We start from the raw sequence: 13,408 nt of genomic DNA, 5'->3' as shown, positions 1-13,408 counted from the left end.
GCTCGCCGGGGCAACGCGTCAGTCGTAGTGCTGCAGGAGCGGCCACAGTGCACGCCACGGCTCGCGCGGTCCGCGGCACACCAGGATGGCGACACCCTGCTCCTCGTTGTCCACGCCGACCCCGTTGTCCAGCTCGCCCATGGTGGCGCAGGTCGTGAAGACGGCGTTCAGCCGGGACGGGTCCAGGCCCACGACGACCGCCACGCTCGCGGAATCCGGTGGCGGGCCGAAGTTGTACAGCTCGTTGTGTCCGCTGTAGACAGCCGGCAGGTGGTACCGCGGGCCGTATTTGTCCAGTGCTCCCGCCTCGCCGTAGTTCGCCGTCAGCAGCACGGCGCGTGCCTGGTCGGCGGCGGGCAGTCCGGCGAACACGTCGGCCACCTGGCGCACGTAGACCGGCCAGCCGACCTGGTCGCCGACCACGGAGCTGGCCGCGGGCACGCCGGTCGAGCCCAGCGAGGTCACGGGGATCAGCGGCAGGCCGACCACCAGCGTCGTGGCCGCCGACAGCGTCACACCGGCGATGGGCCAGACCCAGCGGGCGCGGCGGCGACCGGCCCAGCGCGCGACGACGACGGCGCCGGCCGCGTACAGGAACACCAGCAACCCGATCGGATAGTAGGGCTGACCGCCGGTGATCAGCGTCAGCGCGGACGCCGCCAGGTACGCCCAGGCGAGTGCCCGCACCGGCCGCCAGGCTTCGTCGCGGAAGACCCGCACGAGCCCGATGATCCAGATCGCCGCGGTCGGCGGGCCGAGCAATGCCAGCTGCAGCGGGACGAAGGTGATCCGGTCGTCCTGCCCCTTGTTGCGGGCGATGGCCGCGGACATCTCGAGCTGGGGCCAGCCGTGCGTGATCTGGTACACCACGTTCGGCGCACCCACCACCACGGCGATCGCCACGCCCGCCCACAACCAGGGTGATCGCAGCGCGCGCCGGGGCCCGCTGATCAGCAGCCCCACGGCGAGCCCGATCAGCAGCAGCGTGACGAGTTGCTTGTTGTACAACCCGACCCCGGCGGCGAGTCCGGCGGCGAGCCACCACCGGGGCCGGTCGCGCAGCAGGGCACGGCAGGCGAACAGGATGACCAGGAGCCACACCACGAGGTCGAGGTTCGCGGTCGCCAGGATGTGCCCGAGGATGGCCACGGCGGTCGTCGCGAGACCGGCGGTGGCGAGCACCTGCGCGGCGGTGCCCCCGCCCAGCTCGCGAACGATGAGCGCGGCGACGACCAGGGCGGCCGCGGCGCAGAGGATGGCCGGCAGCCGCAACGCCACCAGGTTGTCCCCGAACAGCGCGGTGGCGGCCCGGCCCAGCAGCGGCGTCAGCGGCGGCTCGTCCACGTAGCCCCACGCCAGGTGCCGGCCGAGGATCCGGAAGTACAACTCGTCGCGGTGGTAGCCGTACCCACCGGCGGTGGCCAGGAGGAGCGCGACGCACAGCCCGGTGACCACGGCGACGGGGCCGGCCGCGAACCGCGGCAACTGGCCGGCGCTTTCGCTGGGTAGCACCAGATCATCGCGGCCGATCTCGTCGCGCGCTTGCATCGCGGTTCCCCCCATGACGACAGCCGGCGATCGTAGGCAGATCGTAGAGCCCACGCGGCCCGCTCACGAGAGATCGTGAACGGGCCGCCGGAATTCGTCAGTGGCCGCCGACCGCCGCGTAGGCGTCGACGATGCCGAATCCGTAGAAACCGTTGAACTGCTTGCCGCCGGAGCAGTAAGCGTCGAACTCGGTGGACCGGCCCTCCTGCACGTATGACTGCAGGCGCGGGTCGGGGCAGGCGTGCTCGGCCGCGGTCCGGTAGAGCTGACGCTCGACCAGGTCCGGCAGCATTGTCTTGCCGCCGTTGCGGAAGTCGCGGACGCCGTACCGGCTCACGATCAGCGCGCCCACGCCGGCCGCGTGCGGCGAGGCCATCGACGTGCCCTGCAGGTAGGTGTAGTAGCCGCAGACCCCGGATTTTGTGCAGTCCTTGAAGACCGTGCCGGTGCCGGCCGCCGTGACGTTGCCGTCGGCGTCGACCAGGCCCTTCTCCTTCAAGACCTTCACCGGGTACGTGGACAGGATCTCATTGCCGATGGTCTGGAACGTCGGGGTGCCGAAGCCGTCCCGGAACCAGCCGCCGGGTGCCGCCACCGAGGTCTGCTCGGTGCCGTAGTTGGAGAAGTCCGACTTGCGACCGGACGGGCCGAGCGACGAGACGCCGATGACGTGCGGACCCTCGGTCGGCAGATCCCAGCAGGTGCTGTTGTCGATCGGCCGGCTGTAGGGCGTGCCGCCGTAGTCCGGGCTCGAGGTGTCCGTGCGCGGGGCGCCGAGGTCCTCATGGTTGTTGCCGAGCGCGGCGAACAGCGATACGCCCCGCCGGTGCGCGTACTCGAGGGCCCGCCGCATGGCCGTGATGATCGCTCGCTGCTCGGCCTGGGCGGTGGGGGAGTCCGCCGGGTTGGCCGTGCAGTTGTAGAGCCACGGGTCCACGTAGAACGACATGTTGACCACGTCGATGCCGTGGTCGCCGGCGTACGTCAGCGCGTTGACCACCGGGTCGAGGAAGAAGTACCCGGAGTCCTGGCCGCCCTTGAGCTCGACCAGCGTGACCTTGGGGGCGATGCCGGAGAGGCCGACGCCGTTGGCCGCGGCGCCGATGGTGCCGGCGGTGTGCGTGCCGTGCCCGTCGTCGTCGGTGCCGGTCGGGTCGAGACAGCTCGCCACCTCGCACGGGCCGTCGATGTCGGGCAGGTCCGGCGCGAAGTTGCGGGAGAGCCGCGAGCTGTAGTTCGGCGCCAGATCGGGGTTGGTGGCGTCCAGTCCGGTGTCGAGGATGCCGACCGTGACGCCGTGGTCGCCGGCCTCGATCCGGCGGGCCTTGTCCGCCCGGACCATCGACAGGCCCCACAGCTTGTCGTCGAGCGGGTCCATCTTGGCCGGGCCGTGCTGGCCCGTTCCGCCGGTCCGCGTGTTCAGGCCGGTCTCGACCCGCTCGATGGCGTTCGGCGCGTACCCGATGGCCCGGCGTGCGCTCGCCCCGATCAGCCGGCCGGAGGCGGCGGCCCTGCTCTCGAACTGCGCGTCGGCCGCCGTGACCCGGTACACGCCGACGGCGTCGTTGCTGCTCACGATCGTGCCGCCGGCCGCGGCGATGGCCGCCGCCGCGTCCGCCGCGGAGACTCCGTCGGCGGCGACAACCGTGTAGTCGACCGGGGCCGACGGCGCCGCCGTGGCGGTGGCCGGCACCGTGGAAAGGAAGGCCAGACCGGTCGCGGTGACGATGGCTCCGGCGGTGAGGCGTCTTCTCATGGAATCGCTCCTCCTGGGTTTGTTGAACGAATCCCACCGGAAAAGATCTCGGAGAGCCAGGTCGACCGCTGTCAATTTCTGTCCTCGTGGTGCCCGGTGCCGGCGGCGCGGCTCGGCTACCAGGGAGGATTCGGAAAGATCTGACTGAAGGACCGACCAATTGGGCCATTCACATCGATCGGCTCATCTCCGCGGGATGAGGAAACCGGGGTGCGGAACTGCGAACGTGAAGAGTCGCCGACGCTGGAGGACCGATCAGATGACCGGGCACCGCGCGCGGACCTTGCTGGCCGCCGGAGCAGTCGTACTTGTCGTCCTCACCGGATGCGGCGGCACGAAGAGTCCGCCGTCCGCGGCGACCGGCACGATGGCTTCTCTTCCGCCGGGGGAGGTCGTCAACCTCGCGCTGAGCGACATCGAACGGTTCTGGACCGCCACCTACCCCACCATCAGCGGCGGGAAGGCGTTCCAGCCGATCCAGGGCGGCTACCACCCCTACACCCAGAGCTCCCCGCCGCCGGCCTGCGGCGGCGAGGAGGGCGTCTACCAGCCCAACGCGTTCTACTGCCCGATCGGCGACTTCATCGCCTGGGACGCCGAGAAACTGATCCCGCAGCTGCAGAGCAACTTCGGCCAGCTGCTCGTCGCGCTGGTCATGGCCCATGAGTACGGGCATGCCGTCCAGCACCGCCAGGGCGTGACCGATCAACCCACGGTCGTCCTGGAGCAGCAGGCCGACTGCTACGCCGGCGCCTGGCTCGCCGACGCGATGGCCGGCCACTCCGGCTCGTTCAAGGGCATCACGCCGGCTCAGATCGACGACGCGCTCGCCGGCATGCTGCTGCTACGCGATCAACCGGGCACGTCCGCGACGAACGAAGGGGCGCACGGCAACGCCTTCGACCGGATCCGGGCCCTTCAGGACGGTGTGCAGAACGGGGCCGTCAAGTGTTCCGGCTACAACGCCACGAACCTGCCGATCACCGAGGTGCCGTTCACCCGGGAACGGGACGCGGCGACCGGCGGCAACCTCCCGTACGACGAGGCGGTCGACACCATCCTCAAGGACGTGGAGGCCTACTGGGCCAAGGCGTACCCGCAGCTCACCGGCCAGCCGTGGAAACCGCTGACGGTGCAGCCGTTCGATCCGTCCTCGGCGCCGGCCTGCCCGGCCCCCGACGCCATCGCCGGCGGCGCCGCCTTCTACTGTCCCGACGGCGACTTCATCGCGTACGACGACCAGAAGCTCCGGGCACTGTACGAGCAATTCGGCGACAACGCCGTCGGGCTGATCCTCGGCGACCTGTACGCGCGGGCCGTCCAGCATCGCCGCGGTCAGTCGACCGAGGGCAGCTCCGGCCAGCTCGCGGTCGACTGCCTCAACGGCTCCTGGACGTACGACCTGCTCCACCGGGGCACCCAGACCGATGCCACCACGTTGTCGCCCGGCGACCTCGACGAGGCCGTCGGTGCGCTGCTCGCGCTCGGCCGGGCCACCGGCGGATCCGGGGCGTCCGGTTTCGACCGCATCGCCGCGTACCGCAACGGGGTGCTCAACGGGCTGTCGGCCTGCAAATGACCCGGATCAGCCGGCGCTTCGGGCGCCCGGTCGTCAGGCCCAGCCCTTGCGCGCCGCGTGCCAGCCGAGTTGTACCCGGGTACCGACGCCGGCCCTCGCCATGAGCTGATGGATGCGGCGCTGCACCGTGCGCAGCGACAGCCCGAGCTTGCCGGCGACGGCCTGGTCGGTCAGCCCGCTGAGCAGGAGCGCCAGGATCCGCCCGTCGATCTCGTCGATCTCGGCCGGGCTGCCGCCGGAACCGGCCAGCAGCGGATAGCCGCGTTCCCAGAGCACGTCGTGGAAGGCGAGCATCGCGTCGAGCAGCCCGCTCGGGTGGATGAGAACCGACGCGGCGGCGGTGTGCTGGTTGTGCCGCAGCGGCAGCATCGCCACCTCGCGGTCGACGATCACCGCCTTGACCGGCACCCGGTCGACCACCCGGATCTCCTGCCCGGCGGCGGCGCTGGCGACCACGTCGTCGATCACGCCCGGCGGGTCCAGCACCCGCCGGTCGATGATCGCCCGGTAGCGGACGCCGCGGCGCAGGCACTCGTCGCCCGCCACGTTCTCCCGGTGCGGGACCACGGACAGATGGGGCACCACGAGGGACAGCACCTCCTCGCGGGCCGCCTCCTGGAGCTGGGCGAACCGGTGACGCACCGCGTCGACATCGGTGATCACCTCGATGACGTCGGCGGCCGTCCGGCCGGCGCTCGCCGACCGGTACGTCTCGGCCAGCGCGGCGATGGCGAGTTCCGCCGCGCGGAGATCGTCGTGCCGGCTGCGCAGCAGACCGGCCAGGGCGATCGCCGGCGGGGCCGCGGCGAACCGCACCGGCCCGTCCCCGGCCGGCGGCGGCTGCGCGGTGGCCAGTCCCCGCCCGACCAGCCCGGCCAGCGCGGCGGCGAGCTCGGCCCGGGCGAGGCCGGCCTCGGGGAGCAGGTCGTCCACGGCGGCGACGCCACCCGCGACGAGCAGGCGATAGGCCTGCTCCTCGGCGGAAGCGAGGCCAAGGGCGGCGAGCATGGTCCGAGCGTACGAGCGGAGGCCGCGGCCGCCAACGGACCGCGGCCCTTCGCCGCTCATCTGAGGCCGTACGCCCTGATCACCTCCTGGGTGACCGCGTTGCCGGCGCTGTCCCAGGCGCGCGCTCTCAGCGACACGTACCCGTCGCGGGGGGCGACGAAGGACGCCGACCAGCCGCCGCCGGCCCCGCCGGTCAGCGACGCCGGGAGCCAGGTGACGCCGTCGTCGTAGGAGACCGAGAGCGCCGCCCCGGCGATCCGCCCCGCGCCGGCCGCGCCGGCCAGGTGGCTCGCGGTCAGCCCGATCGACTGCCGCCCGCCCGGCACGTCGCCGGCCAGGTCGGCGCCGACCCGGTAGTCCAGCTGCAGGACGGGCATCAGGTCGACCTTGCCCGGCGCCGCCGGCACCGACTTGACGGTCCACACGGTGTGGGTGCGCGGCGACAGGCGGAAGACCGCCGGGTCCCGGCTCGCGACCAGGTCCAGGGTGTACGTCGCGGGTCCGGCCGGGATCGGGTACAGGAACCCCGACGCCCAGTCGGACGTGCTCACGAGCGTGCCGTCCTCGTACACCTTCATCTGTTTGGTGTCGCCGTCCTGGAGGTAGCCGGCGTGCTCCGCGCCGCCGTCCGCCCACGGCTGGACGTTGATCGCGATGGAGAGCTCGTCGCGGGTGGACGACCAGAAACCGCCGCCGTTGCGCGGCCGCACGACCGGGCCGAACCAGTCGCTGACGGTGCGGACGCCGCGCCGCAGGGCGTGCACCTCGGCGCTGGACACCAGGTTCAGTCCGGGCCCGGTGACCGCGGCCTCGGCCCACTCCGTGCCGGGCTGGGCCGAGGTGTAGTCGACCCGGGTGCCGGGCATCGTGGCCCGCAGCAGGGCGCCGAAGCCGTACGTGCGGTACGGCCGGTAGTCCCAGCGGAACTCGCCGCTCGGGTAGCGGGTGTGCCCGTCGAGGCTGTGGAACCGCATGTCGACGGTCGCCAGGTCGCCCGGCCGCGGCCGGTAGGCGAGGTTCTCCGGTATCCGGCCGGGATGCGGGTCGACCAGGTCGTAGACGTACGGCGAGTCGGGCACCCCGGCCACGGTGAGCCGCAGCCGGCCCTGCCGCGCCCGCGGGATCAGGTTCGCTCCCTCCCGGGCGGTCACCGACACCACGGGAACGGTGCTGTAGCCGCCGTCGTCGGTGCCCACGTAGTCGGCGAGCTTGCCCGGTCCGTCGTTGACCACGATGAGCAGCCTCGCGCCGGCCGCCGCCGCGTTCCGGGCGCGTTCCGTGCCGGTCAGCGAGTCCGACCGGGTCACGAGCACGGCCCGGCCCGCCGCCCGGACGCCGGCGTAGTCGGCCGCCGCCCCGGCGCCGGCGTAGACCGTGTCGAGGGCGTCGTGCCCGTCGTAGAGCGCGGATCCCGCGAGGCCCTGGATCATCAGCTGCCGGCCACGGTCGGCGACGGTGAGCAGCGGGTACGCCTTACGCCAGCGCGCCTCGAACTCGAAGTCGCCGGTGGTGACCGGGGCCGTCGGCAGGGCGTACATGGTGTCGTACACGGCCGGCAGCAGGTACTGGGCGGCGATCACGCTGTCCGCGTCGAAGCGTCGGTACCAGTCGAGGTACAGCATGCGATCCTCGGTGGTGCGCGGCACCTGGGCGGTGACCTCGCGCGCCCGGCGTGCGTCGAGCACCAGCGACCGGCTGTGGTCGAGCACGACCTCGGGCGCGCCGAGCAGGGCCAGGCCCGCCGAGTCCGGCCCGTGGCTGCCGGCCACGTCGGCGTACGCCACGACGCTGTACGTGCCGGCGCGCAACCGCAGGTCGGCCGAACCGTCGACGAAGACGTACGACGGGTCGGGGACGCCCGCCTGCTGGAGCTCGACGTACCCGGACACCGGCGCGCCGGCCCGGTCCTTCACGTCGACGTGCAGGGTGTACCGCTCGTCCTCGCGGTAGAGCCCCACCTGGGTGCGGACCGCGGCGCCGGTCGCCGGGTCGGTGGCGACGATCTGGCCGAGGTAGCGGCGCCCGGGAGCGGCCAGGTCGGGCCGGGCGCCGGCGGTGACCGCCGCCGTCCCGTGCGCGGGTACCGTGACGGACGCCGCCGAGAGACTGAACATGCCGTCCGGGGCCGGCTTCCCGGCGTCCGCTCCCGGGTCGGTGTCGTACGGCCCGCCGGCCACCGTCACCGTCTCCCGCAGATTCAGGGTGACCGCCGCGTCGCCGTCGTTGGTGTAGGTGACGGTCCGCTCGGCGGTCCGGCCGTCCCCGTGCGGCCAGGCGTCGAAGCCGAGGTAGGCCGAGCCGGTCGCGCTGATCGTGGCGCGCAGCGCGGCATCGATGTCGGCCCGCCCCGCGCCGGACTGGTAGGCGGTGCCGGACAGCTGCCGGGAGCTGCTCATCAGCGCGTCCTTGAGCTGGGCGGCCGTCCACCGCGGGTGCCGCTCGGCGAGCAGCGCGGCGGCCCCGGCCACGTGCGGGGTGGCCATCGAGGTGCCGCTCATCGTCTGGTACCAGCCGGTGGTGGCGGTGCCGCCCGCCTTGGCGGCCAGGATGTCGACGCCGGGCGCGGCGATGTCCGGTTTCAGGGCGTAGTCGCCGATGCGGGGGCCCATCGACGAGAACGATGCCAGCTGATCATCGGAATCGACCGCGGCCACGGTGAGCGCGGCGTCCGCCGCGCCCGGCGCCGAGATTGCGGCCTCGCTGCCGGCGTTGCCCGCCGCGACGACGAACAACGTGCCGGTCTGCTCGGTCAGCCGGTTCACGGCCTGACTGAGCGGGTCGCTGCCGTCGCTCGGGGACGACCCGCCGAGGCTCATGCTGATCACGCGGGCGCCCTGCCCGGCCGCCCACTCCATGCCCGCGATGATCCACGAGTCCTCGCCGTACCCCTGGTCGGAGAGGACCTTGCCGACCAGCAGGTCGGCGCCCGGTGCCACGCCCCGCTCGGCGCCGCCGGAAGCGTTTCCGCTGCCACCCACCGTGGACAGCGTGTGCGTGCCGTGACCGTTGCCGTCGCGGGCGGTCTCGCCCGGCACGAAGCTGACGGCCTGGCTGACCCGGCCCTCGAGGTCGGGGTGGTCGAGATCGGCGCCGGTGTCCAGCACGGCGACCTTGACCCCGGCGCCGTCGACGCCGGCCGCCCAGGCGGCCGGCGCGCCGATCTGCGCGGTGCTCTGCGCGAGGTCGGCGCGCTCCCGGGCGTCCAGCCAGACCTTGGTCGTCCTCGCCGGGACCAGCGCGGTCCACGCCTGCCGCACGCGGCTCTTGGCGGCACGAACGGCGCGGCCGTGAATGCTCGGCAGCGTGCGAACCGCGCTGACGCCGGCCGGGACGGCGGGCAGCGCGGCGGCGGCCGGCGGAGAGGCCAGGATCAGCGGTACGCCATCGCTGTGCGCGTCGTCGTAGCCCTGCTCGATCAGCGCCGTCACGTCGAACAGCCGGCGGTCGACCCGACCGGCGGCCAGGTACGGCAACGCCTCGTCCGGCAGGACGTACAGGTCGGTGCCGACCGTCTCGGCCCGGACACCGCCGTGCGCGCCGTGCGGACGGGTGACGTCCACGGTGTGCTTGCCGCCGCCGGCGTCGGACACCCGCACCACGTCGCCGGTCACCAGGGTGACGGTGTGGGAGCTGCCCGGGGTGGCCCGGGCGGCCGGGGTGACCGCCGCCGCCGGCGGCACCGGAATCGCGGCCCCGGAGAGGAGGAGGGCGACGACGCCGGCCACGGGCGCGGTCAGCGCACGTCCGGATCGTCGCCCGGGCTGGGGGAGAGTCATGGCCAACGGTCTACCGGCCGGTGTCCCCGTCCCGGAATCCTCCCGGACTGGCGAGGACGTGCATTGGCGGCGACCCGCCGTCTCAGCGGTAGATGCCCAGGAGCGCTCGGGAGGCGGCCTCGACGATCTCGTCCGTGGAGGCCTCGAGAGTGCCGTCCAGCCAGGCGGTGATGAGCTCGGCCATGCCGCCGATGAAGAGCAGGCCGCCGATCTCGTCCTCGGTGGAACTGCGGCCAGGAGAACCGCTGCGGCCGGGGGAGCCCAGGAGCTTGCGTGACTCGACCGCCGATTCGTGCGCGAGGTGGCGGAGCAGCTCGGTGCGGCGCCGCCGCAATGCCGGCACGGCCACGGACTCCACGATGGCGACCCGGCCCTTCCGGGGGTCGTCCACCAGCAGTTCCATGAACGCCCGCACCGAGGCGCGCACCCGTGCGACCGGGTCGTCGCCGGCGGCCTCGGCGGCGGTCCGGCTGGTCACCTCGATCTCGGCCGCGACCCCATCCATCACCGCTTCGAGCAGCGCTTCCAGCCCGGTGAAGCTCTCGTAGAAGTAGCGCTCGGTGAGGCCGGCCTCGGCGCAGACGGCGGTCATCGTGGTGCGGGTCCGCGGGTCGGCCCAGACCGTGAGGGCGGCGGCGAGCAGCCGGGTGCGGCGCTCGGCCACCCGGTCGGTGGCGCTCACGCCCCGGTAGATCCCTGACCGCACGGCCATGACGCCAACGATGCCACAGGGGACCCGCGAAGGTTGACAGGACGCCCTTCCCGAATCACGCTGGGCGGAACGAGCGAGGTGAGCCATGACGGCCGAGACTCTGCAGCTGCGCGACCTCCCCGACCTGCGCCGTGACGACCGTGGCCTGCCCTGGATCGGCCAGATCCTCGCCTACCAGCGCGACCCGGTCGGGCTCTACCGGCGCCACTGGGAGCACTACGGCCCGGTCGCCCCGTCCCACATGCTCGGCAAGAAGACCGCGATGCTGCTCGGCCCGGACGCCTGCGGCGAGGCGCTGCAGAACAGGGACAAGGCGTTCGCCAACGGGCCGGCCTGGTCACAGCTCGTCGGCCCGTTCTTCCACCGTGGCCTCATGCTCATCGACTTCGAGGAGCACCGGGATCATCGGCGGATCATGCAGGAGGCGTTCACCCGGCCCCGGCTGGACGGATACACCCGCCGGCTGCACCCGGCCATCGAGCGGGGCATGGCGAGCTGGGAGCCCGGCCTGCAGTTCCGGGCGTACCGGCGTCTCAAGCAGTTGACTCTCGACATCGCCGCGGACCTGTTCATGGGCGGTGCGCGGGAGACCAGCCCGGCCGAGATGGACCGGATCAACCGGGCGTTCATCGCCTGCGTGCAGGCCGCCGCCGGCATCGTCCGGGCCGACGTGCCGCTCACCCGCTGGGGCCGGGCGTACCGCGCCCGCAAGGTGCTGGAGAACTTCCTCCGGGGCTATCTGCCGGCCAGGCGGGCCGAGGCGACCGACGACATCTTCTCGGTGCTCTGTCACATCGAGACCGACGACGGCGAGCGCTTCTCCGACGACGACGTCATCAACCACATGATCTTCCTGATGATGGCGGCGCACGACACGTCGACCATCACCACCTCGGCGATGCTGCAGTACCTCGGCCAGCGCCCCGGCTGGCAGGACCGCTGCCGGGCCGAGGCGCTGGCGCTCGGGCCGAGCCCGGCGATGGCCGAGCTGGAGTCGCTGGTCTCGATCGACCTGGTCATGCGCGAGGCGCTGCGGCTGCGGGCGCCGGTGCCGGTGCTGGTCCGCCACACGGTCAAGGACACCGTCGTGCAGGGTGTCCGCATTCCGGCCGACACCTTCTGCACGCTGGGCCTCCAGTTCACCCACCTGATGGAGGAGTACTGGACCAACCCGATGGTCTTCGACCCCGAGCGCTTCGCGCCCGGCCGCCGCGAGGACCGCTCGCACCGGTTCGCATGGGAACCGTTCGGCGGCGGCGTACACAAGTGCATCGGTCTTCATTTCGCCGGCCTCGAGGTCAAGGCGATCATGCATCGGCTGCTGCGCGGATACCACTGGAGCGTCGACCCCGGCTATGTCGCGCCGCTCGACCAGCACTCGCTGCCGTTCCCGAAGGACGGCCAGCCGATCGCCCTGGCCCGGAACTGAGCAACGATCATGGCCACGGTCAGCGCCTACCGCCCGGCCTGGCTGACCGACGCCCGGCTCGCGTCGCTGCGACGCTGGGTCGCCGTCAGCGGCCCGGGCGAGGGCACGACCACGGCGATCGCGCCGTTCGATGCGCTGCCGACCGTTCCGGTGCCGGCGTGCACGCCGGACGACGTCGAGAGGGCCGTCGCCCGGGCCCGGGTGGCGCAGGAGCGGTGGGCCGAGCTGTCCTACGGCGCCCGCGCCGAGGTGGTGCTGCGCTTCCACGACCTTCTCGTCGAGCGGCAGGACGAGGTGCTGGACCTCATCCAGTGGGAGATGGGCAAGGCGCGGTTCCACGCCTGGCAGGAGATCCTCCTGCTCGGCACCGTGGCCCGGCACTACGCCCGGCACGGGCGGACCTATCTCGAGGACCGGTCCGTGCGTCCGGCCGTCCCGGTGGTCACGAGCGCGCGGGAGCTCCGCATCCCCAAGGGCGTCATCGGGATCGTCTCGCCCTGGAACTATCCGCTCTATCTCGGCGTCGGTGACCTGATCCCGGCGCTGCTCGCCGGCAACGCCGCGGTGAGCAAGGCGGACGAGCAGACGCCGCTGACCCTGCTGTGGGCGCGGGCCCTGATGGCCGAGGCGGGCCTGCCCGAGAACGTCTGGGAGGTCGTCTCCGGCGACGGGCCGGCGATCGGGGCGGCGGTCGTGGATTCCGTCGACTTCCTCTGTTTCACCGGTTCCACCGCGACCGGCCGGCTGGTGGCCGAGCGCGCCGCGCGTCGCCTCATCGGGACCTCGCTCGAGCTCGGCGGCAAGAATCCCTTGGTCGTACGCGCCGACGCCGACCTGGATCTCGCCGCGCGCGGCACCGTCGCCGCCGCGTTCGCCACCAGCGGCCAGATGTGCATCCACATCGAACGCGTGATCGTGCACCGGGACGTGTACGACGCGTTCACCGGCGCGCTCCTCGCCGCCACCAGCGCACAGCGGCTGGGCCAGGGGTTCGGCTTCGGTTACGACATCGGCCCGCTGGCCAACCGGGCCCAGCTGGACCGGGTCGGCGCGCACGTGCGGGACGCGGTCGCCAAGGGCGCCACCGTCCTGGCCGGCGGCCGCGCCCGTCCCGACATCGGCCCGTACGCCTACCAGCCCACCGTCCTCGCCGGCGTCACCGACGACATGGACGTGTGTCTCGGCGAGACGTTCGGCCCGGTCATCGCCCTGCACCGCGCGGACGACGACGCCGCCGCGGTCGCCGCGGCCAACCGCGGCCGGCACGGCCTCTCCGCAAGCATCTTCAGCCGGAACATCGCCGAGGCGCAGGCGATGGCCCGCCGGATCCGCGCCGGCGCGGTCAACATCAACGACGGCGCCGGTCTCGCCATCGGCACGGTGGAGGCGCCGATGGGCGGCCGCGGGGACAGCGGCCTGGGCCGCCGGCACGGTCCCGAGGGCATCCGCAAGTACACCGACGCGCAGACCGTGGCCGTCTCCCGTCTCGGCCCGGTCGGCCCGCCGCCGGGCCGGCCGGCGGAGTCGTTCGTGGCACTGGGCAACAGGCAGTTGAAGCTGCTACGGCGGCTCGGCATCCGGTGATCTTCGCTCCGGGGAA

Annotated in this window: 8 protein-coding genes; 3 read left to right on the top strand and 5 right to left on the bottom strand. The window is 72.8% G+C overall.

What is annotated here, in order from left to right; genetic code table 11:
- Positions 1 to 18 precede the first annotated feature (18 nt).
- Positions 19 to 1,548, bottom strand: a complete 1,530-nt coding sequence (locus A3CQ_RS0148205; protein ID WP_020518168.1) for a glycosyltransferase family 39 protein — start codon at positions 1,546 to 1,548, stop codon at positions 19 to 21.
- 97 nt (positions 1,549 to 1,645) lie between these two features.
- Entirely contained in the window at positions 1,646 to 3,304 is a 1,659-nt protein-coding gene (locus A3CQ_RS0148200; RefSeq protein ID WP_020518167.1) for a S8 family serine peptidase, read from the bottom strand.
- A 259-nt stretch (positions 3,305 to 3,563) separates the two neighbouring features.
- Between A3CQ_RS0148200 and A3CQ_RS0148195 the strand changes: the two genes are divergently transcribed.
- Positions 3,564 to 4,883, top strand: coding sequence for a neutral zinc metallopeptidase (locus A3CQ_RS0148195; protein WP_020518166.1), 1,320 nt, complete (start codon positions 3,564 to 3,566; stop codon positions 4,881 to 4,883).
- Positions 4,884 to 4,916: 33 nt separating this feature from the next.
- On the opposite strand, the gene A3CQ_RS0148190 is transcribed toward A3CQ_RS0148195, so the two are convergent.
- From A3CQ_RS0148190 to A3CQ_RS0148180, 3 genes are all read right to left on the bottom strand, one after another.
- Positions 4,917 to 5,891 carry a helix-turn-helix transcriptional regulator gene (locus A3CQ_RS0148190; RefSeq protein WP_026207033.1) on the bottom strand — a complete coding sequence of 325 codons (975 nt, stop codon included), beginning with the start codon at positions 5,889 to 5,891 and terminating at the stop codon, positions 4,917 to 4,919.
- 56 nt (positions 5,892 to 5,947) lie between these two features.
- Complete coding sequence (locus tag A3CQ_RS0148185; protein WP_026207032.1) at positions 5,948 to 9,667, bottom strand: S8 family peptidase; 3,720 nt, start codon at positions 9,665 to 9,667, stop codon at positions 5,948 to 5,950.
- An 82-nt stretch (positions 9,668 to 9,749) separates the two neighbouring features.
- On the bottom strand, positions 9,750 to 10,379 hold the full coding sequence (locus tag A3CQ_RS0148180) for a TetR/AcrR family transcriptional regulator (protein ID WP_020518163.1): 630 nt from the start codon (positions 10,377 to 10,379) through the stop codon (positions 9,750 to 9,752).
- 85 nt (positions 10,380 to 10,464) lie between these two features.
- On the opposite strand from A3CQ_RS0148180, the gene A3CQ_RS0148175 reads away from it, so the two are divergent.
- Together A3CQ_RS0148175 and A3CQ_RS0148170 are read left to right on the top strand one after the other, a co-directional pair.
- Entirely contained in the window at positions 10,465 to 11,808 is a 1,344-nt protein-coding gene (locus A3CQ_RS0148175) for a cytochrome P450 (RefSeq protein WP_020518162.1), read from the top strand.
- Positions 11,809 to 11,817: 9 nt separating this feature from the next.
- Positions 11,818 to 13,392, top strand: coding sequence for a succinic semialdehyde dehydrogenase (locus tag A3CQ_RS0148170; protein ID WP_020518161.1), 1,575 nt, complete (start codon positions 11,818 to 11,820; stop codon positions 13,390 to 13,392).
- Positions 13,393 to 13,408 lie beyond the last annotated feature (16 nt).

The sequence above is a fragment of the Paractinoplanes globisporus DSM 43857 genome (assembly GCF_000379645.1).
Classification (GTDB): Bacteria; Actinomycetota; Actinomycetes; order Mycobacteriales; family Micromonosporaceae; genus Actinoplanes; species Actinoplanes globisporus.
The sequence above is the reverse complement of the archived record's forward strand: the minus strand, read 5'-3'. Positions and strand labels throughout refer to the sequence as shown.

Bases quoted from the DNA above. Each gene is read 5' to 3' on its own strand.
- A3CQ_RS0148205 (WP_020518168.1), bottom strand. From the start codon at position 1,548: ATGCAAGCGCGCGACGAGATCGGCCGCGATGATCTGGTGCTACCCAGC.
- A3CQ_RS0148200 (WP_020518167.1), bottom strand. From the start codon at position 3,304: ATGAGAAGACGCCTCACCGCCGGAGCCATCGTCACCGCGACCGGTCTG.
- A3CQ_RS0148195 (WP_020518166.1), top strand. From the start codon at position 3,564: ATGACCGGGCACCGCGCGCGGACCTTGCTGGCCGCCGGAGCAGTCGTA.
- A3CQ_RS0148190 (WP_026207033.1), bottom strand. From the start codon at position 5,891: ATGCTCGCCGCCCTTGGCCTCGCTTCCGCCGAGGAGCAGGCCTATCGC.
- A3CQ_RS0148185 (WP_026207032.1), bottom strand. From the start codon at position 9,667: ATGACTCTCCCCCAGCCCGGGCGACGATCCGGACGTGCGCTGACCGCG.
- A3CQ_RS0148180 (WP_020518163.1), bottom strand. From the start codon at position 10,379: ATGGCCGTGCGGTCAGGGATCTACCGGGGCGTGAGCGCCACCGACCGG.
- A3CQ_RS0148175 (WP_020518162.1), top strand. From the start codon at position 10,465: ATGACGGCCGAGACTCTGCAGCTGCGCGACCTCCCCGACCTGCGCCGT.
- A3CQ_RS0148170 (WP_020518161.1), top strand. From the start codon at position 11,818: ATGGCCACGGTCAGCGCCTACCGCCCGGCCTGGCTGACCGACGCCCGG.